The following is an 18,760-nucleotide window of genomic DNA, read 5'->3' as shown; positions in this document are numbered from 1 at the left end:
GTACGCGCAATCATCATGATTGTCGATCCCCAGATTCCCCAATCAGGGTTGCCGACATCGATCCGTTCAGAACGGATCGGTCAGCTTGTGTCATCCCCAAATGACACTATCCCCAGTGGCGAGATCATATCATGTCCACCGGATGGGGGACAAGAGACCTGTGGATAGAGTTCGCTAGACCTTCAGGGCAAGCGCGGCCAGGATGCCGTCCGAATAGCGCGCAGTCGAGAACGCCTCAGCGACGGCGACGGAATCCGCCAGTGCGAGCCGAGCCTGCGCGGGCCAGTCGTCGATCTTCGCGGCGATGGTCGCAGCCAGTTCGGCGGCGTCGCCGGGGGTGACGAGCGTGGCGCTCTGCGAGGCGCTGACAGCCTCGGGCAGACCCCCGACCCTGCTCACGACTGCGGGGCGCGCGGACAGCGCGGCCTCGACAGCGGTGTTCCCGAACGTCTCGTCGACCAAAGAGGTGACGAGCGAGAGATCTGTGCGGGCCAGGGCGTCCCACACGGAGGCCTTGAAGCCGAGGAAGGAGACGCGCTCGCCGAGTCCGCGCTGCTCGATGCGAGCGTGCAGTTCCTCGAGGTAGGACTCGTTGCCCGGGAAGACGGCTCCGACGATGTCGAGGCGGGCGTCCCGGCGACCGCGCACGAGGATGTCGAGCGCATCGACCGCGACATGCACACCCTTGCGGTGAGAGAGACGCCCGACGTACAGAAGGCGGGTCGGCGCGACGAGGGACGAACGCGGTGGCACGACCTCTGGCGGCCCCGGAACGGCGTTGTGCACCACCACGGTGCGCGAGCGCACCCGAGGCGCGGCCTCAGCGAGGACACGCCTTGTGAAATCGCTGTTCGCGATCACCCGATGGCTGAACACGAGTGGAAGATAGAGCGCGCGTCGCAGGATGCCCGACACGGAGCCTTCACCCTCATGGACATGGCACACGGTCAGCCGGCGGCTCCACCGGGCCAGGGCGATCCACAGCGGGGGAGTGATCGTGTTCACGATCACGGCGCCGGGGTCGACGCGCCGGATCAGTCGGAGGCCCGGTCCGATCGACCTCAGAGCGGTGACGAACAGGCTGATCAGCCCGCGCGGACTCAACAGGCCCTTGCGCACGATGGGAGTCGAGCATTCGACCACCTCGGCACCCGCCTGCGTGAGCAGCGGCACGAGAGGTCCCGAAGCCGGCACGGTGACGACGACTCGTCGCCCCGCACCTACGAGAGCCCGCACGGTCTCGAGCACCATCCGATCCGAGCCGTAGAGGTCGGCACCGGGGTTCGCGATCAGGACGACGTTGGGATCACCGGTGGGCATGTCAGCGCTGCGGCCAGTATTCGTCGACGAGACTCACTGTCGACGCGATGTTCGCCCTGCTCGATGCGCCGAAGACGATCGACTCGAGGTTCGGTAGCGAGGTCACCCATTCGATGGCCTCCCGCGGCGGGATGGCACCGCTGGCATACACCGACATCGCGACCGCGCGGAACGGGCGCTTGTCCATCGCCTCGCGGTAGGCGTCGACGCCCCCGGACATACGGAAGCCGAGCTTGTTGATGTTCGAGCACACGATCGGGTTCTCGACGCCGGCCTTGTCGAGGTCGTCGAGCAGGCGAGGCAGGTTCATCGTGATGAAACCGGGTTCCGCGTTGTAGCGCTTGCGCACGTGATCGGCGAAGATGCGGAACGCGTCGGTGAAGCCCAGCCCCGAGAGCAGATCGACGACCACGTTCTGAAGCCAGATGACGGGGGTGTCGAGGCCCTCGAACATCTTCATCTCGGCGTCGATGAGCAGCGTCGTCACGCCCTCGATGTCTTTGCGGGCGAGCGAGGAGGTGCCGCGAGCGATGCTGTCGAGGAGTCCCTCCTCCGGGAGGAACTTGCGGATTGCGCCGAGGAAGCCGTCTTCCGTCACCGCATTGGCGTACTTGTGCGCATACGGCATACACGGGAAGAAGGTCATGTCCGAGTAACGATCGGGGTGCGCGCGGACGTGGTCCGTCACCTCGGCGATCCGGTCGTGAGTGGTGCACATGAAGGTGTGGACACCCTCGTCGTACGCGGCGTCCAGGACGCTCATGATGGCGTCTGTGTCCTGGAAGCGCATCTGCTGCGCCCGTGCCTTCTCTTCTGACATGTGATTGACGCCGAAGAACTGGTTGTCACCGAACAGCAGCCGGTCCATCGTTCGAGTGGTTGTCGTCATGGTCATTTCCCTCCGCGCAGCGCGGTCAATGCCGCCGCGATGCGCCCCTTCGGTGCGGTGTTCACTGCGAGATCGGATGCTGCGTCAGAGGTGAGGCGCGAGTCCTCGCGCACCGCGTCCTCGCTGATCATGGAGATCACCCTGTCGGTGACCGCGGCCGACGCGAAGTCGTTCGTGCCGGCGGACGCACCGGCCTGCGCACGCTGCACGAACGAGTCGAGCTGGGCGCTGTACTCCTCGCCGCGCAGATAGAACCACGGTGCCTCGGTGAGCTCGGTGGTGTATCGGACGTTCCAACCGACACGGTATCCCTCGGGGATCGTCGCCGTGTCTCGCAGGTAGACGTGGATCTCCTGGCGGTCTGCGTAGATGCGACCGTTGGTGCCCCACAGCGTGATCTTGGTGGTCATCTTGCGCTGCGACTCGTCAGACCAGTTGGAGATGATCTGCGCCGTGCCGTCGGGGTAGTGCAGAGTGCTCGCGACAGCGTCGTCGATCTGGGCGGAGAAGATGCTCGTCAGCTGACTGCCGCTCACCGACTCCGGTGTGCCCAGGTACCAGGTGAGGAGGTTGAGCGGATGCGCCGCGTAGTCGTAGAGGCACCCTCCACCGGTCGCTCGCTCGCTTCGCCAGGTGCGCCCGGCGGGCTTGAGCACGACGGGGCCGTACGCCTCGGCGAGCGCGGTGTTCACGGTGCCGATCGCGTCGAGGTCGAGGAGTCGCTTGACTTCGCGGAAGGCGCCGACGAACCGATTGTGGTAACCGACCTGTGTGACCAGACCCTTCTGCTCGGCGAGTGCGGTGAGCTCGATGCTGTCAGCGGGGTCGATGACGAGAGGCTTCTCGCAGAACACGTGGATGCCGCGTTCGAGCGCCCGCCGGATCATGCCGGCGTGCAGGTGCGTCGGCGTCGCGATGATGATTGCCTGCGGACGAGCCTCGTCGAGCATCTTGTCGAGGTCCTTGTATGTCGTGACCCCCGTGTACTTCGCGAGGATGTCGAGAAGGTACCCCGTCGCATCGCACACTCCGACGAGATTCACGTCTGGGTGGGCCTTGATCATCGACAGGTGGGACAGTCCCATCTTCCCCAGTCCGACTACCGCGACATCGATCATGCGTTTACCCCTGTCTGCTGATGCGTGTGGCCTCGTCGCGCGAGTGCCGTCTGTAGCGCCTTCTCGTACTCGGCGCCGATCTTGGTCCAGGTGAATTCCGCGTGGAACCTGTCGCGGCTGGCGGCGCCCATGCGCTGCCGTCTGCTGTCATCGGAGAGCACGTCGTCGAGCAGGCCGGCGAGATCGTCGGCTCCGGTGAAGTAGGCGTTGTCGGGTCCTGCGACCCAGGTGTTGTAAGAGTTGTCGTGAGCGATCACGGGGTTGCCTGCGGCCATGGCCTCGACGAGCGAGGGGTTGGTCCCACCGACAGTGTGACCGTGCAGATAGAGAGCGGAGTGGAACCGGAGCGACCGCATCCGCTCCGGCTCGAAGATGGCACCGGGGAAGAGCACCTCATCGGATGCCGCCGCCCGCACAGCCACGTGGTAAGGGTCGTCCTCGCCGTAGGGGCCGACGACCACCAACGGCATTCCCCGTGAGGTGGCCGACCACGCCTGCACGATCTCGAGAACGGAGTTCTCGGGGATCGGTCGGCAGACGACGGTCGCATACCTGCCGGGCACGAGGCCGAGTTCCTCGACGGGGGCGGTCGGAGCATCGACGACCTCGTGGGCGCCATAGGTGATGGTCTGAACGCGCCGCGTGCCGAAGTGGCGCCGCAGATACGTCGCGATCACGGGGTGGTCGGCGATCAGCACATCGCCGACCCAGCCGGCGAGACGCTCGTTCGCCAGCAGGATTCCCTGCTTGACGATGCCCCAGCGCTTGCGTGTCCACTCCATGCCGTCCATGTTGATGACGTTGGGGATCCGCCGAAGCCGCGGGAAGACGTCGAAGACACCGGTGTTGTAGCCGAAGGTCAGCCAGACGTCGCCGTCGATGTGCTCGCGCATCGCGTGACGGATCGTGGTCAGGTCGAATGCCGACGTGCCCTTCCAGCCTTCACGTGGCTCGTGCACGAGCACGCGCTGGAGACCGTTCCAGTCGTCGACCGTGGTCGGACCCTCGCCCGGGAGCTGGCAGTAGACGATGACGTTCCACCCCTGATCGCGAAGATACAGACCGACGTTCTCGGCCGCCGTCTCGAAGCCGCCATAGGCGGCAGGAACGCCGTGGGTGCCAAGTATCCGAACGGTTGATGGCACGGTGATTTCCCCCTCATGTCGGGTGCTCCCGCACCCATTTCACTGCATCACGGCCCTGCATCCGCCTCCCCGGCAGACCGAACCACAGTGTTCTGTACCTAGTATGCCCCGCTGGGCTGCACCATGACCTTGGCGGTGCGCCACATGATCTGCAGGTCGTTCATGACCGACCAGTTCTCGACGTAGCGCAGGTCGAGGCGAACGCTCTCGTCCCACGAGAGATCGCTGCGCCCGGAGACCTGCCACAGGCCCGTGATGCCCGGCTTGATGTAGAGCCGACGGAACACGGTGCCGTCGTAGGCGGTGACCTCGGTGGGCAGCGGCGGGCGCGGACCCACGACGCTCATGTCGCCGATGAGGACGTTCCAGAACTGCGGCAGCTCGTCGAGAGACAGCTTGCGCAGGATCCTGCCCACCCGCGTGACGCGGGGGTCGTCCTTCATCTTGAACAGCAGGCCCGCTCCCTGGTTCTGCTCCTTGAGCGTCGCGAGCTGCTGCTCGGCGTCGGTCTTCATCGAGCGGAACTTCATGATCTTGAAGGTGCGACCGTCGCGACCGACGCGCTCCTGCGAGAAGAACAGCGGTCCGGGCGAGTCCAGCTTGACGAGGAGCGCGAGGATCGGCGTGATGAGTGCGATCGGGATGAGAGCGACGGACGCGACGGCGATGTCGAGTGCGCGCTTCAGCACGTGCTGACCGCCCTCGTACGAGGGGATCTGCACCTGGATCAGCGGAAGACCTTCGACAGGAGCGAAGGAGATGCGCGGGCCCGCGACATCGGTGAGGCGGCTCGAGAGCACGAGCTCTGCGGCGGTGCCCTCGAGCTGCCAGCTGAGGTGCTTCACGAAGTCGGGCTCGCCGTCTGGGCGGCTTGCGACGATGATCGTGTCGGCGCCCAGTTCGGCAGCCACGGTGGAGACGGAGTTGACGTTGCCGAGCACCGGGAACTGCTCGCCGCGTGCTTCGACATCTCGCGCGTTGCCGTCGAGCAGCGTCGCGCCCACCACCTGGTACCCGGAGGCGCCGATCGGGTGCAGGGTGCGGATGACGTACTCGACGTCGTCGCGGTTGCCGACGACGAGCGTGCGCGAGGCGAAACGACCTCGCGCACGCTGCGCCGTCAGCCAGTGCCGCCACGCCCAGCGCGTGACGAGCAGTGTGAGGACACCGAGCGGCAGGCCGACGAGCAGCACGAGCTGCATCGTCTGCCAGCCGAGCACGACGCTGAGCATGGCGATGATCCCGAACGCCAATCCACTCGCGTGTGCCACACCGCGGTACTCGGTGGCGCTGGCGCGGAACAGCGCTGCGTCACGGGTGTGCAGCGCGCCGAGCATCAGATACCAGAGCGTGGCCAGCAGAATGCCGTTGCGCAGGGCCTCTTCCCCTGCGACACCGGTCATCATCTGGACCGCTGCTGTGATTCCGACCGCGAACAGGATGACCCCAGCATCCGTGATCCGCAGTCGCATCCGATAACGCCGCTCCCACTGGCGACGTCGCTCCAACGTTGCGGACACGCGCGGTGTGACCACCGTGCGCGTGACCGACTTCGCGGCTCGCGGAGCAGAGATCGGCGTGAAGACCGAACCCGCGCGAGTGATGCTCAGAGCATCCTCGACGGAAGTCATGCCGAGGCCCCTTGAGCCTTGAATGTACGCAGAATTCCCCAGTGCGCCATAGTTATCCCCAGATATTCCCCAGACCACGGACCCCACGTCCATGGCATCGTCTGCGTTCCCGACCCCTCGGGTCCTGCTGCATCCGTGATCCCACATCACGGGTTGCGGTCACCGTCCCACACGGTGGTGCTGGCAGCAGGCACTGCAGACTTCGTTCACTCTAGCGGAACCAAACGTTCAAGGGAAGATAATTCACGGGAGTGGATCAACCTGTATTCCGGTACATCTGCTTAGTCGGAGAATGGCCCCGATATTCTGACCGCGTGACCACCACTTCAGCGCCTCGATTCCGTCTCAGCCGCATGCTGCCGAGGGATCCGGCTCAGCCTCATCGCACGGCCAGCACGCTCGAGCTGTTCTTCGATCTCGTCTTCGTCGTCGCGGTGAGCATCGCCTCGGCCCAGCTGCACCACGCGCTGAGCCACGGCGACTTCGTGCACGGAATCACCTCCTACGCGATGGTGTTCTTCGCGGTGTGGTGGGCGTGGATGAACTTCACCTGGTTCGCCACCTCCTTCGACACAGACGACTGGTTGTATCGCGTCACCACCATCATCCAGATGGGCGGAGTGCTCGTGCTCGCTGCCGGCATCCCCGCGGCGTTCGAGGAGGGGGACTTCACCGTCCCGGTGATCGGCTACATCGTCATGCGCGTGGCCATGATCGCGCAGTGGCTCCGGGCGTCCCGCGGTGCGGGAGATCTCAAGGCCGCCGCGCGTCGGTACGCCATCGGGATCGCCTGTGTGCAGGTGCTCTGGGTGCTCTTCCTGCTCATCCCGTCGGGCCCCCTCCAGCTCGTGGCCTTCGTGGTCTTCGCTCTCGTCGAGGTCAGCGTGCCCGTGTTCGCCGAGCACCGCAGACAGACGCCCTGGCATCCCCATCACATCACCGAGCGCTACGGGCTGTTCACCCTGATCGTGCTCGGCGAGAGCCTCCTCGCCTCCGCCAATGCGATCATCGACGCGAAGAACGAACTCGACTCCTTCGTCCCTCTCATCTCGATCTCCGTGCTGACCCTGGTCGTGACCGCGTCTCTCTGGTGGATCTACTTCTGGGCGCCGCACCACAGGGCGATCACGACGTTCGGCCGCTCGCTCCGCTACGGGTACACGCACTATCTCGTCTTCGCCGCGGCCGCCGCCTTCTCGGCGGGCATCGAGGTCGAACTCGACGTCCTGATAGGGGAGAGCCATCTCTCCACCATCCAGGCGTCGTTCACCGTGACCATCCCGATCGCGATCTTCCTGCTCGGCGTCTGGTGGATCGCGATCCGCGAGAACGCCGACAGGGTGGTGAACACCGTCGTGCCGGTCGGTGCGGCTGTCGTCCTCCTCGACGCCCTGCTGCCTATCCCCGTGGCGGTCAGCGCCCTCGTTCTCGTGGTGATCGTGGTCGTCCTCGTCCTCCATCCGCCGGTGCGTCGAGAGCCATAGATTCTGCATAGACGCGGCATAGCTCGCTGATCGTCTCCTCCGTGACCATGGGTACATCGACACCCATCCACATCGAGAGGAGCACGATCATGAGCCGCATCCCCGAACCCGTACAGACCCCTGAGGGCCCGACCTACGAGGGGCGGCTGCTCGACCGTGCCGATGAGGAGGTCGTGGATCAGGGCGCCGCCTTCGACATCCGCACCCTGGTGACGCGCCGCGGCATTCTCGGACTCGCCGGACTCGGGGTGGGCGCGATGGTGCTCGCCGCGTGCGCCCCGTCGGGCGGCGGCAGCACGAGCGAGTCGACATCGACGAGCGATACGGGGACGACGTCCGGATCGTCGACCACGACAGCGGCCGGCGAGATACCCGACGAGACCGCAGGTCCCTACCCCGGAGACGGATCGAACGGACCGGACGTCCTCGAGGATTCGGGCATCGTGCGACAGGACATCACGACGTCGATCGACGGGTCGGCGACAGCCGACGGCATCCCGCTGACCTTCGAGTTCCAGGTGGTCGACCTCGCGAACGGCAGCGTCCCCTTCGAGGGCGTCGCGGTGTACGCATGGCACTGCACGGCTGAGGGGGAGTACTCGATGTACTCGTCGGGGCTCGAGGACGTCACCTACCTCCGTGGAGTGCAGGTGGCGGATGCCGAGGGGAAGGTCTCGTTCACGTCGATCTTCCCCGGCTGCTACTCGGGCCGCTGGCCGCACATCCACTTCGAGGTCTACCCCGACCTCGCCTCGATCACCGACTCGGCCAACGCCATCGCCACGTCCCAGCTGGCACTGCCCGAAGATGTCTGCGCCACCGTCTACGCCGATTCCCGCTACCCGGGCTCGACGCAGAACCTGTCGCAGACGAGCCTCTCCGGCGACAACGTCTTCGGCGACGACTCCGGGGCCCTTCAGCTGGCCATTGTCACCGGCGGCGGCAGCGGATACACCGCGACGCTCGTGGTCGGCGTCGACACGGCCACGACGCCCGGCGCAGGCTCCGCGCCGTCGGGCGGCGCGGGCGGCCCCGGTGGTGGCGGCGAGCCGCCGTCCGACTGAACCCGAACCCCGACAACCCCTCCACGCGAAAGAACAGAGACCATGCTCCAGAACCTCACAGGGTGGCACGCCCTGATCATCCTCGCGATCGTCGTCCTCGTCTTCGGCGCCGCGAAGCTCCCCGCCCTCGCCAAGAGCGTCGGCCAGTCGATGCGCATCCTCAGATCGGAGGTCGCCGAGCCTTCGAACGAGGCACGGGTCGAGCCGACGCCGAGGGGCCGGGACCGTGTCGACGCTCGGGAGTCCGCAGACCTCCCGCAGCCCGTCCTGCGGCCCGCGGAGTAAACCGTGTCCTCGCTCGCCGCTGATGCCGTCGAGGCGAGCACCGCGCCCGCCCTGGCCCGGATGCCGCTGTCCTCGCACCTGCGGGAGGCGCGCACGCGCTCGTTCCGTGCGACGGCGGCGCTCCTGACCGGGGTGGTCGCCGGGTATCTCCTCTCGGACCACATCCTCGAGGTCGTGCGAGCACCGATCAGTGCGCTCGCCGAATCGCGCGATGCGAGCCTCAACTACGACAGCATCACCGGGGCTTTCGACCTTCGGCTCAAGATCGCGCTCTTCGCCGGTGTCGCGCTGTCGAGTCCCGTCTGGATGCACGAGCTGCTCGCGTTCCTCGCTCCGGGTCTGACCAGCAGAGAGAAGAGGTACACGTTCGGGTTCCTGGCGGCATCCGTTCCCCTGTTCGTCGGCGGATGCCTGATGGGCTTCCTTCTCTTCCCCCACATGGTCGAGCTGCTCGCGAGCTTCGCCTCGACCGAGGACAGCACGCTGCTGCAGGCGTCGTACTACGTCGACTTCATCCTCAAGATCGTGCTCGCGACCGGGGTCGCCTTCGTGCTCCCGGTGTTCGTCGTGATGCTCAACCTGCTCGGTGTCGTGTCGGCGGCGGCGATCGCGCGGAGCTGGCGTCTCGTCGTCGTCGCGATCGTCCTCTTCAGTGCGGTCGTGACCCCCGCGGCCGACGTGCTGTCGATGTTCCTGATCGCGATCCCCATGACCCTGCTGTTCCTGATCGCCCTGCTGCTCGCATGGCTGCATGACCGCAGGGTCGGGGAGTCGGCCGTCGGCACGACGGAGGCATGACGATGTTCGGACTCACGATCGAGAAGCTGTTCCTCGTCGCGCTGATCGCAGCCGTGATCATCGGTCCTCGGCGACTGCCGGAGTATGCGGGCCGTCTCGGCGCCCTCGTCCGCCGGGTGACGCTCACCGTCGGCGAGGCGGCGCGGCGAGCCGAGCAGGAGGCCGGAGTGGCGAGCATCCGCCAGGAATGGACCGCCGTGGATCCTCGGCAGTACGACCCGAGGCAGATCATCCGCGAGGCGTGGGGTGCGGGGAGGAGCCGGACGGCTCGAAAGCCGCTGAGGCCCCGCAGCCGGAGCCCGAGGGGCGCTGGATCGTGGCTGGATCGTCCGGTCATCCACGGCGCGTGTGGGAGCCCGCTGAGGCGGAGGCCCGCGTGCGCGGCGCCGACCTGCTAGACTGATGGAGCAACGTGAGTTCTGGCCGCCCTCTAGGCCACCACGAAGCCACTGATCAGGGCCATTACGGACCAAGCGCATCGATGCGCGCGGCATCCGCCTTCGATCTCACATCTTGCGGGTCGCGACAACGCGTGCCCGTCACACAGCAATGAGTATCACCATGAGCACGACCACTTTTCCTCCTTCCGATCCGTTGACCTGGAAACAGGCCGACACAGATGTGCACGTCGCGACCCGCGGCGGCGAGTTCGCCGGGTTCGTCGAATTCGACGGCACCGCGCATGTCGCCCGCGACCAGCGCGGTGACGACCTCGGCTCGTTCGAGTCGCTGGATGCCGCCCGTGACGCCCTCGAGAGCGCGAATGCGCCGAGATCTCGCCCGCGTAGCCTCAGCTCTCCCTTTCGCCGCGCCCTCCGCAGCCGACCGCGTCGCGCACGCGCCTGACCGTTCCATGCGGGGGAACTGTGAATCGTCAAGGGATGCTGATGTATTCCCCAAATCGCATGAGGGCAGGGTTAGCCTGAGTTAAGCGTTCGGCGATCTGCCTTGGGCTTCACATCAGCTCAAGGGCTCCGATCGACGGGAGAGCAACATCTCCATTTCACAGGTCGAAAAGACCGACGCAGTTCTCGGACCGGTACGTCAGACGTATTCGGGCAATGCGGACATTCCTCCGATGACCCACGCCTACAAGCAGGTCTCGCAAGTCATCCGCGAAACCGGCCTCCTCCAGCGCGCCGGATGGTTCTACATCTTCGTGGCCGCCGGCATCGCCGTGGCTCTGGGCGGAGTCATCACCGGCTTCATCCTTCTCGGCGACAGCTGGCTCCAGCTCCTGATGGCCGGGGCTCTCGGCATCATCCTCACGCAGGTGGCGTTCCTCGCCCATGAGGCCGCGCATCGTCAGATCCTCTCCACGGGCCCGGCGAACTTCCGCCTCGCCCGCATCCTCGCCGCCGGCGTGGTGGGAATCAGCTATTCCTGGTGGGACTCCAAGCACACCAAGCACCACGGCAACCCGAACCAGGTCGGCAAGGACCCCGACATCGAGGTCGACACGATCTCGTTCCTCGAGACCGATGCCGCGCAGTCCCGCGGTATCGTCCGTCTGATCACGCGCAAGCAGGGGTGGCTGTTCTTCCCGCTGCTGACGCTCGAGGGCCTGAACCTCCACTACCTGGGCGTGAAGCACCTGGTGACCAGCAAGAAGGCCAAGGGCCGCTGGATCGAGCTGGGCCTCATCGCCCTCCGGTTCGCGATCGTCCTCGTGCCTGTGTTCCTGATGCTGCCGCTCGGCATGGCATTCGCCTTCATGGGTGTGCAGCTCGCCGTCTTCGGCGTCTACATGGGCGCGTCCTTCGCGCCGAACCACAAGGGCATGCCGATCATCGATCCCAACGCCCGTCTCGACTTCTTCTCGAAGCAGGTGCGCACCTCTCGCAACATCCGTGGCGGATGGTGGGCCACCTGGCTCATGGGCGGACTCAACTACCAGGTCGAGCACCACCTGTTCCCGAACATGCCCCGCCCGCACCTCTCGAAGGCTCGCGAGGTCGTGCGCGACTACTGCGCCGCCAACAACGTGCCCTACACCGAGACCAGCCTCGGCCGGTCGTACGCGATCGTGATCGAGTACCTCAACCGCGTCGGTCTCGCCGCCGGTGCTGATCCGTTCGACTGCCCCGCAGCGGCCCAGTTCGTCCGGGCGTAGACACTCTCGCGGCATCGCAGCCGACCCGCACATCGAACGTCCCCATCCTTCGGGATGGGGCCGTTCGCATGCCAGACGGTCAGTTCCGCCGGATCCAGCGGAACGTCGCGCGGCTGAGGATGAAGCCGACCACGAGCCATGCGGCGAGGGCGACCGCCACGAGCCCGAGATCCCATGATCCGCTCGGCTCTGCCGAGGAGAACGACTCGGGCAGGATCGCCGCGCGCATACCCTGAGCCATCCACTTGAGGGGAAAGACCGCAGCGACGTTCTGCAGCCATTCCGGCAGCGCGGTGAAGGCGATGTAGACGCCGGAGATGAACTGCAGCAGCAGCACGACCGGGATCACCACGGCGGACGCCGTCTTGCCCGACCGCGGCACGGCCGACAGCGCGATGCCGAGCAGCGTGCACGAGAGCAGGCCGAGCACGAAGACCCAGGCGAAGCGACCCCAGGCCTCAGCATCCGAGGGCAGCTCGACCTGATAGAGGACGACCGCGACGACCAGCAGCAGAGTGATCTGCAGGATCGCGGTGACGAAGACCTCACCGATCTTGCCGATGAAGTACGTCGCCGGTGAGATCGGCGTGCTGCCCAGCCGCTTGAGGGTTCCGTCGCTCTTCTCCACTGCGATCTCGATCGACAGGCCCTGCATCCCGGAGAGGAAGATGCCTCCTGCGACGAGACCGGGAAGATAGTACGTCGCCATGCTGATCTTGTCGGGCCCTTCGCCGATGTCGCCCGTGAAGATCGTCGCGAAGATGAGGTACATGAGGGTGGGGAACAGGAAGGTGAAGAAGACCTGGTCGCTGGCACGGAAGTACTGACGCAGTTCGAACGGGATGCGGCGCACCCCGAGGCGAACCGTGCGAGCGAGCCCGAAGTTCGGCGTGGCAGTCGTGGTGTTCATGCGGACTCCGCCACATCTGCCCGCAGGGCCTCTGCGGTCGGATCGGAATCGGATGCGGCTCCGTGCTCACGGATGAGGCCGAGGTAGATGTCCTCGAGAGTGGGACGCACGACCTCGAGGCCGTCCGGCTCGCCGCCCGCTCGCTGAAGCTCGGAGACGACCGCGCCGGGAGCGTTCGTACGCTGCTCTTGGCGCACGCCGGCGGCATCCCTCCAGCGCACCATCGGCGTCCTCGCCTCGGGCCCGCCGATCTCGTCGATCTTCCCGATCGCCACGATGCGCCCGTCTGTGATCACCGCCGCGCGATCGCCCAGCCGGGCGGCCTCATCGAGATAGTGAGTGGTCAGCAGGATGCTGGTGCCCTCGGACTTCAGGGTGCGGATGAGCTGCCAGAACTGCTGTCGGGCCTCGGGATCGAAGCCGGTCGTCGGCTCATCGAGGAACAGGAGTTCGGGGCGTCCGATGATCCCGAGGGCGACATCGAGACGGCGCTGCTGACCACCGGACAGCTTGCCCGCTCTGGATCGCTGCTTGTGCTCGAGCCCCACGGCGGCGATCACCTCGTCGACCGGACGAGGGTGGGGGTAGTAACCGGCGAACTCGGTGAGCAGCTCCCGCACGGTGAAGTTGCCGGCCTCTCCGGTGGACTGCAGAACGATCCCCAGTCGCGCCTTCCACGCCAGACCGCCGCGCTGGGGGTCGACACCGAGCACGCGCACGTCGCCGGACGTGCGGTGACGATAGCCCTCGAGGATCTCGATGGTCGTCGACTTGCCCGCGCCGTTCGGGCCCAGAAGAGCGAAGGTCTCTCCCCGGCGGATGTCGAAGCTGATGCCGTCGACTGCGACGGCACCCCCGTACTCCTTGCGGAGATCCCGCACCTCGATCACGCTGTCTGTCATAGGTACAGCGTGCACGCTGACGGCTCCGAGCGATAGCAGGACGGGTGAACCGAGCGAGGGCGTGGACGGATATCCGCCCACGCCCTCGCTCGGTCAGTCAGGAGAAGTCGCTCAGCGGGAGGCCTTCTGATCGGACTCGACGACCTCGATGGTGATCTTGCCGTCGATCGTCTCGGCGTTCTCGTCGAGGAGCTCGTCCTCCAGTGCCTCGTCACCGCGGAACTCCTCGTCGCCGGTGACCTCGTCGACCGCGTCGTCGGAGTCGTCGATCAGCTCGGCTTCCTCGACCTCGACGGTCTCGGCGTCGGTGTCGTCATCGACCTGCGACGCGGCCGCTGCAGAGCCGACGGATGATGCCTCGTCGCTGAAGATGCCCTCCGGGCGGATCAGCTCGCGCACCTCGGCCATGAAGCTGGCGAGCTGCTGCTGCTGCCAGCGCAGCTGGCGCGCGTGGTCCTCGGCATCCCGCAGCACGGCGGACGTGTGACCCGTCACCGAGTCGACGATCTTCTGCGACTTCACGCGGGCACGGTCCAGGGTGTCGCGGGCGCGCACCTGAGCATCCGCTTCGATGGTCTGCGCCTGCGACCGCATCAGGCGCTCGTAGTCGTCAGCCTTCGCCGAGATGCGCTGCGCGTGATCGAGCGAAGCGGCCACCTGCTCGTTGGCATCGGTGGTGATGCGCTCGGCGTGGGCGACGGCCTGGTTGTGCAGCACCAGGAACTCCTGCTGAGCGTCGTCCTGCCGACGGGTGAGCGTCTCCTCGAACTCGAGGACGCGGGCGTTCATCTCGCGCACCTCGCGCTCGGCCTCGGCGCGCAGCTGGGTGGTCTCGCGGGTGACGAGCGAGCGGAGCGCCGCAGCGCCCTTCTCCGCCTCGGTGCGGATGGCCGTGGCCTCCTGCGTCGCCTGATGCACCCGCTCTGCGGCGTGCGCGGCCTCGCGCTCGAGCGTCGCCTGGTGGGCGGTGTACTCGGTGTCGATCTTCAGGCGCACCTGGTCGGCGTCGTGCTGAGCGTGCGCGATGATGCGGGTGACGTCGGCATCCGCCTCGGCCCGCTGTGCGGTGACCTCTTCGCGCGCGGCCGCCATCAGACGGTCGGCCTGCACGGCGGCGTTCTGGATGAGGACGTTGGCCTGCTCCTCGGCCACCCGGAGGATCGCCTCGAACTGCTCCCGCGACGGTGCCTCCTGGCCATCCGCGCGCGGGGTGTCGACGAGCTCGTTGGTGAGGGTGGCGACCTGCTGCTCGGTCTCGGCAGCCTTCGCCTTGGTGGCGAGGAGCTCCGCCTCGAGCTCTTCGCGGGCGATGCGCTCTTCTTCGCGAAGCGCCTCGACTGCGTCCTCGTGACGTGCCTCGGTGGCGGCGAGGTCGGCCTTCGCCTGCTTCAGCTGATTGCGCAGAGTGCTGAGGGCCGAGTCGACCTCCGCCTTGTCGTAGCCGCGGAACGAGGCCGTGAAGCCGGACTGCTCGCGCGGCGTCTCTTCGATCAGCTTGTCGAAGAAGTCGGGGGTCCGGTCGTTGTCGGGGGATTCACTCATGGGTCGGCCTTTCCGGCGCAGGTCACAGGGACTGAGAGCTGTGATGAGAAATGGTGCCGTCGCGAGGCCGACTGTGGGCTGGCCGGTGCGTGATCAGCAGTAACACAGCCTAGTTGCGACGGCTGTGGGATGCACCCGATGTTCCGGTACGCGCCGGGCTTCTCTACTCCGCGATCCACGACTCGGTCGCATCGTCGCGCCGGTGCCGCAAGGGCGGCCCGGGTGAGACCTGGACGCCCTCAGCGCGTGCTGCGGCGGAGACGGCGGAGCGCAGGTCTGACCAGAACTCGGAAGTGTTGGGAACGCCCAGATGCTCGCGGATCCTCTCCACCTGCAGACGGGTCCCGTTCTCATCGTCGACCACCCGCACGATCGCGTCATCCGGTGCGACGAATCGGATGCCGTAGCCTCCGCTCGCGAGCGGGGTGAACTTGCGTGGCTGCTGACGCACGACCCCGTCGACGATCTCCCTCGCCGTGGCCTCAGACGTCTGCAGCACCAGCGTCGTGCCCAGTTCTTCGAGTATCCCGGTGAGGCGGTCGGCCACGTGACGCTGCCCTGCTCTGCCGCCGGCGGCGCCGGTGGAGCGACGGACCCAGCGGGGCAGGAGGATCGCGAGCACGATGATCCCGCCGATCGCGGCGATGTAGATGAGCGGATTGTCCACGGATACAACCTACGTGCACCTCGTCCCCGAGGCCTTGGAGGAATTTAGCTCCAGTGCTACATTCGGAGCATGACGATCATCCGCCGTGTCCGTGCTCAGCTCCGTCGGCGACTCCTGATCACCTATCGGGTGGATCCGGAGGTCGCCGCCTCCTTGCTGCCCACGGGATTCCGCCCGCAGATCGTCGACGGGTCTGCGGTGGCCGGCGTGTGCGTGCTGGGGCTGGAGTCGATCCGACCGAGCTGGGCGCGGCGCCGGTGGGGTCTGCGCTCCGAGAACGCCGCCCACCGGGTCGCCGTCGAGTGGGACACCGCGGATGGCGTGCAGAAAGGCGTCTTCATCGTCGGTCGGCACAGCTCGGCGTGGCATCCGGTCATCTTCGGCGGACGGTTGTTCCCGGGGGTGCATCGCCGAGCGAGGTTCGAGATCGAGGAGGGGGATGATCGCTACGCGGTCACGATGGATGCCGGCGAGCACAGTCTCTGCGCGGATGTCGAGGTGGGAGGCGCATGGTCGAGCTCTCTCTTCGCCTCGATCGACGAGGCCTCGGACTTCTATCGCGCCGGTCGGCTCGGCTGGTCGGCGGCGCGGGGAGGGCGCGGCGTCGAATCGGTCGCGCTCAGCACCGACGCGTGGAGGGTCGAGAACGCACACCTGCACAGCGTGAGCTCGTCGTTCTTCGACGCTCTTCCCGCCGGCTCAGCGGTGTTCGACAGTGTCGTCGTGATGCGCGATCTTCCGCTGACGCTGTCGGACGTGCGCGAGTCCCAGATCGACGCGGTGCTCAGCCCAGCAGGAACATGATGAGGATCAGCACGGGCAGGCAGCCGAGAGTGGTCAGGAATACGGTGTCGCGCGAGATCGTCTCGCCGATGTCGTAGCGCTGCGAGTAGTTGAAGACGTTCTGTGCGGTCGGGAGCGCGGCGAGGATCACGACGATCAGCACCTCGGCCGGCGAGAGCGCGAAGACGAACTCGGCCACCACCCACGCGATCAGCGGCATCGCGATGAGCTTGAGCGAGGTGGCGAGGATGATGTCCCGCCGGTGGCCGGGGGCGCCGAGCACGCGCTGGCCGTGCAGGGAGATGCCGTAGCTGATCAGCAGAACCGGCACGGCGGCATCGGCGATCAGCTGAGCCGGCTCCATGATGAGGGGCGGCACTGTGAGGCCCAGCACCGAGATGAGCGTGCCGAGGAGCGACGCGATGATGATGGGATTCGTCGCCGTGCGCACGAGCGTCTTTCGCAGCGATACGCGATCGCTCGTGACGGCGTCGAGGATCGTCAGCGAGATCGGGGTGAACACCAGCAGCTGCATCAGCACCACCGGTGCGGGGTACGCGGCGCTGCCGAGAAGGTAGAGCGACAACGGGATGCCGATGTTGTTCGAGTTGACCTGCCCCGCCGACAGCGCTCCGATCAGGGTCTCTCCGACCGGACGCTTCCACCAGAGCCGCGCGATGAGGGTGTAGATCCCGATGATCGCGACGGCCGCGATCGCCGACACGGGGAGCAGCGAGGAGAAGAGCATCTTCGCATCGGCGTGGGCGAGCACGGTGAAGAGCAGGAACGGCGACAGCACGAAGAAGATCAGACGCCCGAGCACGTGCCGGGCGTGCGGTCCGAGCAGGTCGATCCGGCCGAGCAGATAGCCGAGTGCGATCGCGACTCCCACGACGGCGAATCCGGTGAGCGTCTCGAGCATGGTTCGAGCGTATCCAGCCCGGACGCACGTCGTCGCCACCGGCACGGTCCGCGCGCGGGAGTCCGCCGTAGCAGTCGGAGTGGGCCCGCGTCAATGGATGAGCTCCGATCAGCGTCAAGACGGGGTGCGGCCATACGCTGAGAACACGACGAGCAGCATCTGCCGCTCTCCGTCGGTCGAACCAGACGGTGCCCTCGAGTTCTCTCGGTCTTGAGCGCCCACATGGGGGTGGGTGCGCTTGCGGACCTTCTCATCGACTGCTCCGGTCCCCCCGTTCGGGCGCGGGGGACCGGAACCAACTCCCTCGGGAGTGGCCTCTACTTCAGGCGGAGCATCCTCTGCACGGCCTTCACGCCGGCGTTCGCGCTGCGGGCGCGCATCGCGGACTCGAGCTCCTCGAGCGATTCCTTCGTGTCCACCCGGGGCTCGCCGAGGTAGAGGTCGCGGAACACGAGATACCAGAAGTCGCTCAGCATGAGTCGATAGAGATCGTTGAGCGCGCGGTCGGTGAGGAACTCGAAGAGCTCCACATGGGCTTCGATCCATCCCTCGCCCGTTTCGACGGACCGGATGGCGTCGGCGATCAGTTCGCACGCGATGGCGAGATCCGCCTCGGACAGCGCAAGCGCGGCCTCACGGATGATCTCCCCGCCCTGAGAGGCGGCGAACTCGCGGGTGATGCGGGACCGCTCGTCGGTGATGTCGGTGACCATCGAGTAGCGGTTCGCGTGGACCTCCATCAGCCCGGCGCGCGCCAGTCGCTGCACGGCCTCTCGGACGGGGGTGCGGGTGACTCCCAGATCGTCTGCGATCGCCTTGTCGCTCAGTTTCGCGCCCGGCGCGTAGGTGCCGTCGGCGATCGACGTCGCGAGTCGACGAAAGAGCTCTTCAGCTCCGAGGTTCCGCTGCGCCCCAGGCACAACGGGCAGTTCAGGTCCCATATCGGTATATTACGACGCATAGGTATGGCGGGGCTGTCCGCCGAGCGAATGCGTGTTTGACCTGCGGCCCGTGCACCTGCTCGACGCATCGAGACGGTCGTCCTGAGACGTGTCGTCTCGTGGCTGGAGCGCGTGACGACAGGCACAGAACCAGCAGCCCAGGGGAGCGGAGCAGACACCGACTCTCACCGGAAAAGCGGAAACCCCCGCCATGTAGAAGCTAGGCGAGGGTTCCTAAGGTGACTG

The 18,760-nt window shown here is 66.5% G+C and carries 19 protein-coding genes; 8 read left to right on the top strand and 11 right to left on the bottom strand.

The features are described 5' to 3' along the window. Positions 1-174 precede the first annotated feature (174 nt). From ACZZZQ_RS04600 to ACZZZQ_RS04580, 5 genes are all read right to left on the bottom strand, one after another. A complete protein-coding gene (locus ACZZZQ_RS04600; protein ID WP_463507000.1) occupies positions 175-1,320 on the bottom strand; it encodes a glycosyltransferase family 4 protein in 1,146 nt (381 codons plus the stop codon). Between the two features lies 1 nt (position 1,321). Beyond that, positions 1,322-2,209 carry a hypothetical protein gene (locus ACZZZQ_RS04595; RefSeq protein ID WP_200955152.1) on the bottom strand — a complete coding sequence of 296 codons (888 nt, stop codon included), beginning with the start codon at positions 2,207-2,209 and terminating at the stop codon, positions 1,322-1,324. A gap of 2 nt (positions 2,210-2,211) precedes the next feature. Further along, the gene (locus ACZZZQ_RS04590; protein WP_053098702.1) at positions 2,212-3,327 is read right to left on the bottom strand and encodes a Gfo/Idh/MocA family protein; all 1,116 of its coding nucleotides are present in this window, start codon (positions 3,325-3,327) and stop codon (positions 2,212-2,214) included. Beyond that, positions 3,324-4,472, bottom strand: coding sequence for a DUF1972 domain-containing protein (locus ACZZZQ_RS04585; RefSeq protein ID WP_053098703.1), 1,149 nt, complete (start codon positions 4,470-4,472; stop codon positions 3,324-3,326). Before ACZZZQ_RS04585 ends, ACZZZQ_RS04590 begins: the two co-directional genes overlap by 4 nt. Positions 4,473-4,570: 98 nt before the next feature. Continuing rightward, positions 4,571-6,103: a sugar transferase gene (locus tag ACZZZQ_RS04580; RefSeq protein ID WP_463506999.1), complete on the bottom strand. Its 1,533-nt coding sequence runs from the start codon at positions 6,101-6,103 to the stop codon at positions 4,571-4,573. 353 nt (positions 6,104-6,456) lie between these two features. Here ACZZZQ_RS04580 and ACZZZQ_RS04575 point away from each other — a divergent pair, with 353 nt between their 5' ends. The 7 genes from ACZZZQ_RS04575 (at position 6,457) to ACZZZQ_RS04545 (ending at position 11,847) form a co-directional block, all read left to right on the top strand. Next, positions 6,457-7,587: a low temperature requirement protein A gene (locus tag ACZZZQ_RS04575; RefSeq protein WP_463508085.1), complete on the top strand. Its 1,131-nt coding sequence runs from the start codon at positions 6,457-6,459 to the stop codon at positions 7,585-7,587. An 89-nt stretch (positions 7,588-7,676) separates the two neighbouring features. Continuing rightward, positions 7,677-8,651: an intradiol ring-cleavage dioxygenase gene (locus ACZZZQ_RS04570; protein WP_463506998.1), complete on the top strand. Its 975-nt coding sequence runs from the start codon at positions 7,677-7,679 to the stop codon at positions 8,649-8,651. A gap of 42 nt (positions 8,652-8,693) precedes the next feature. Then, the gene (locus tag ACZZZQ_RS04565; protein ID WP_056276723.1) at positions 8,694-8,936 is read left to right on the top strand and encodes a twin-arginine translocase TatA/TatE family subunit; all 243 of its coding nucleotides are present in this window, start codon (positions 8,694-8,696) and stop codon (positions 8,934-8,936) included. Between the two features lie 3 nt (positions 8,937-8,939). After that, the gene (gene tatC / locus ACZZZQ_RS04560; protein ID WP_463506997.1) at positions 8,940-9,734 is read left to right on the top strand and encodes a twin-arginine translocase subunit TatC; all 795 of its coding nucleotides are present in this window, start codon (positions 8,940-8,942) and stop codon (positions 9,732-9,734) included. Further along, positions 9,731-10,132, top strand: coding sequence for a Sec-independent protein translocase subunit TatA/TatB (locus ACZZZQ_RS04555; protein ID WP_463506996.1), 402 nt, complete (start codon positions 9,731-9,733; stop codon positions 10,130-10,132). Before tatC ends, ACZZZQ_RS04555 begins: the two co-directional genes overlap by 4 nt. A gap of 163 nt (positions 10,133-10,295) precedes the next feature. Next, on the top strand, positions 10,296-10,580 hold the full coding sequence (locus ACZZZQ_RS04550; protein ID WP_295100509.1) for a hypothetical protein: 285 nt from the start codon (positions 10,296-10,298) through the stop codon (positions 10,578-10,580). A 148-nt stretch (positions 10,581-10,728) separates the two neighbouring features. Continuing rightward, entirely contained in the window at positions 10,729-11,847 is a 1,119-nt protein-coding gene (locus ACZZZQ_RS04545) for a fatty acid desaturase family protein (RefSeq protein ID WP_053098710.1), read from the top strand. Positions 11,848-11,926: 79 nt separating this feature from the next. Here the strand turns inward: ACZZZQ_RS04545 and ACZZZQ_RS04540 are convergent, their stop codons facing one another. The 4 genes from ACZZZQ_RS04540 to ACZZZQ_RS04525 all read right to left on the bottom strand — a co-directional run bounded on the left by ACZZZQ_RS04540 (position 11,927) and on the right by ACZZZQ_RS04525 (position 15,868). Beyond that, positions 11,927-12,757: an ABC transporter permease gene (locus tag ACZZZQ_RS04540; RefSeq protein WP_463506995.1), complete on the bottom strand. Its 831-nt coding sequence runs from the start codon at positions 12,755-12,757 to the stop codon at positions 11,927-11,929. Further along, complete coding sequence (locus ACZZZQ_RS04535) at positions 12,754-13,659, bottom strand: ABC transporter ATP-binding protein (RefSeq protein WP_463506994.1); 906 nt, start codon at positions 13,657-13,659, stop codon at positions 12,754-12,756. The genes ACZZZQ_RS04540 and ACZZZQ_RS04535 overlap by 4 nt, the downstream gene beginning before the upstream one ends. Positions 13,660-13,770: 111 nt before the next feature. Further along, a complete protein-coding gene (locus ACZZZQ_RS04530; RefSeq protein WP_056276732.1) occupies positions 13,771-15,201 on the bottom strand; it encodes a coiled-coil domain-containing protein in 1,431 nt (476 codons plus the stop codon). 163 nt (positions 15,202-15,364) lie between these two features. Beyond that, positions 15,365-15,868 (bottom strand): hypothetical protein, encoded by a 504-nt coding sequence (locus ACZZZQ_RS04525; RefSeq protein WP_463506993.1) that lies wholly within the window; start codon positions 15,866-15,868, stop codon positions 15,365-15,367. Positions 15,869-15,937: 69 nt separating this feature from the next. Between ACZZZQ_RS04525 and ACZZZQ_RS04520 the strand changes: the two genes are divergently transcribed. Next, entirely contained in the window at positions 15,938-16,672 is a 735-nt protein-coding gene (locus tag ACZZZQ_RS04520) for a DUF2071 domain-containing protein (protein ID WP_463506992.1), read from the top strand. On the opposite strand, the gene ACZZZQ_RS04515 is transcribed toward ACZZZQ_RS04520, so the two are convergent. Both ACZZZQ_RS04515 and ACZZZQ_RS04510 read right to left on the bottom strand, forming a co-directional pair. After that, a complete protein-coding gene (locus ACZZZQ_RS04515) occupies positions 16,653-17,573 on the bottom strand; it encodes an AEC family transporter (protein ID WP_463506991.1) in 921 nt (306 codons plus the stop codon). The two genes, ACZZZQ_RS04520 and ACZZZQ_RS04515, sit on opposite strands and share 20 nt — an antisense overlap. Positions 17,574-17,890: 317 nt before the next feature. Beyond that, positions 17,891-18,514 carry a GntR family transcriptional regulator gene (locus ACZZZQ_RS04510; protein ID WP_082297981.1) on the bottom strand — a complete coding sequence of 208 codons (624 nt, stop codon included), beginning with the start codon at positions 18,512-18,514 and terminating at the stop codon, positions 17,891-17,893. Between the last annotated feature and the right edge of the window lie 246 nt (positions 18,515-18,760).

It is taken from the genome of Microbacterium sp. AC132 (assembly GCF_979258525.1).
The sequence above is the reverse complement of the archived record's forward strand: the minus strand, read 5'-3'. Positions and strand labels throughout refer to the sequence as shown.

What these genes read in the sequence shown, in the direction of transcription:
- ACZZZQ_RS04600 (WP_463507000.1), bottom strand. Translation starts at nt 1,320, where the DNA reads ATGCCCACCGGTGATCCCAACGTCGTCCTGATCGCGAACCCCGGTGCC.
- ACZZZQ_RS04595 (WP_200955152.1), bottom strand. Translation starts at nt 2,209, where the DNA reads ATGACGACAACCACTCGAACGATGGACCGGCTGCTGTTCGGTGACAAC.
- ACZZZQ_RS04590 (WP_053098702.1), bottom strand. Translation starts at nt 3,327, where the DNA reads ATGATCGATGTCGCGGTAGTCGGACTGGGGAAGATGGGACTGTCCCAC.
- ACZZZQ_RS04580 (WP_463506999.1), bottom strand. Translation starts at nt 6,103, where the DNA reads ATGACTTCCGTCGAGGATGCTCTGAGCATCACTCGCGCGGGTTCGGTC.
- ACZZZQ_RS04575 (WP_463508085.1), top strand. Translation starts at nt 6,457, where the DNA reads ATGCTGCCGAGGGATCCGGCTCAGCCTCATCGCACGGCCAGCACGCTC.
- ACZZZQ_RS04570 (WP_463506998.1), top strand. Translation starts at nt 7,677, where the DNA reads ATGAGCCGCATCCCCGAACCCGTACAGACCCCTGAGGGCCCGACCTAC.
- ACZZZQ_RS04565 (WP_056276723.1), top strand. Translation starts at nt 8,694, where the DNA reads ATGCTCCAGAACCTCACAGGGTGGCACGCCCTGATCATCCTCGCGATC.
- ACZZZQ_RS04555 (WP_463506996.1), top strand. Translation starts at nt 9,731, where the DNA reads ATGACGATGTTCGGACTCACGATCGAGAAGCTGTTCCTCGTCGCGCTG.
- ACZZZQ_RS04550 (WP_295100509.1), top strand. Translation starts at nt 10,296, where the DNA reads ATGAGCACGACCACTTTTCCTCCTTCCGATCCGTTGACCTGGAAACAG.
- ACZZZQ_RS04540 (WP_463506995.1), bottom strand. Translation starts at nt 12,757, where the DNA reads ATGAACACCACGACTGCCACGCCGAACTTCGGGCTCGCTCGCACGGTT.
- ACZZZQ_RS04535 (WP_463506994.1), bottom strand. Translation starts at nt 13,659, where the DNA reads ATGACAGACAGCGTGATCGAGGTGCGGGATCTCCGCAAGGAGTACGGG.
- ACZZZQ_RS04530 (WP_056276732.1), bottom strand. Translation starts at nt 15,201, where the DNA reads ATGAGTGAATCCCCCGACAACGACCGGACCCCCGACTTCTTCGACAAG.
- ACZZZQ_RS04520 (WP_463506992.1), top strand. Translation starts at nt 15,938, where the DNA reads ATGACGATCATCCGCCGTGTCCGTGCTCAGCTCCGTCGGCGACTCCTG.
- ACZZZQ_RS04515 (WP_463506991.1), bottom strand. Translation starts at nt 17,573, where the DNA reads ATGCTCGAGACGCTCACCGGATTCGCCGTCGTGGGAGTCGCGATCGCA.
- ACZZZQ_RS04510 (WP_082297981.1), bottom strand. Translation starts at nt 18,514, where the DNA reads ATGGGACCTGAACTGCCCGTTGTGCCTGGGGCGCAGCGGAACCTCGGA.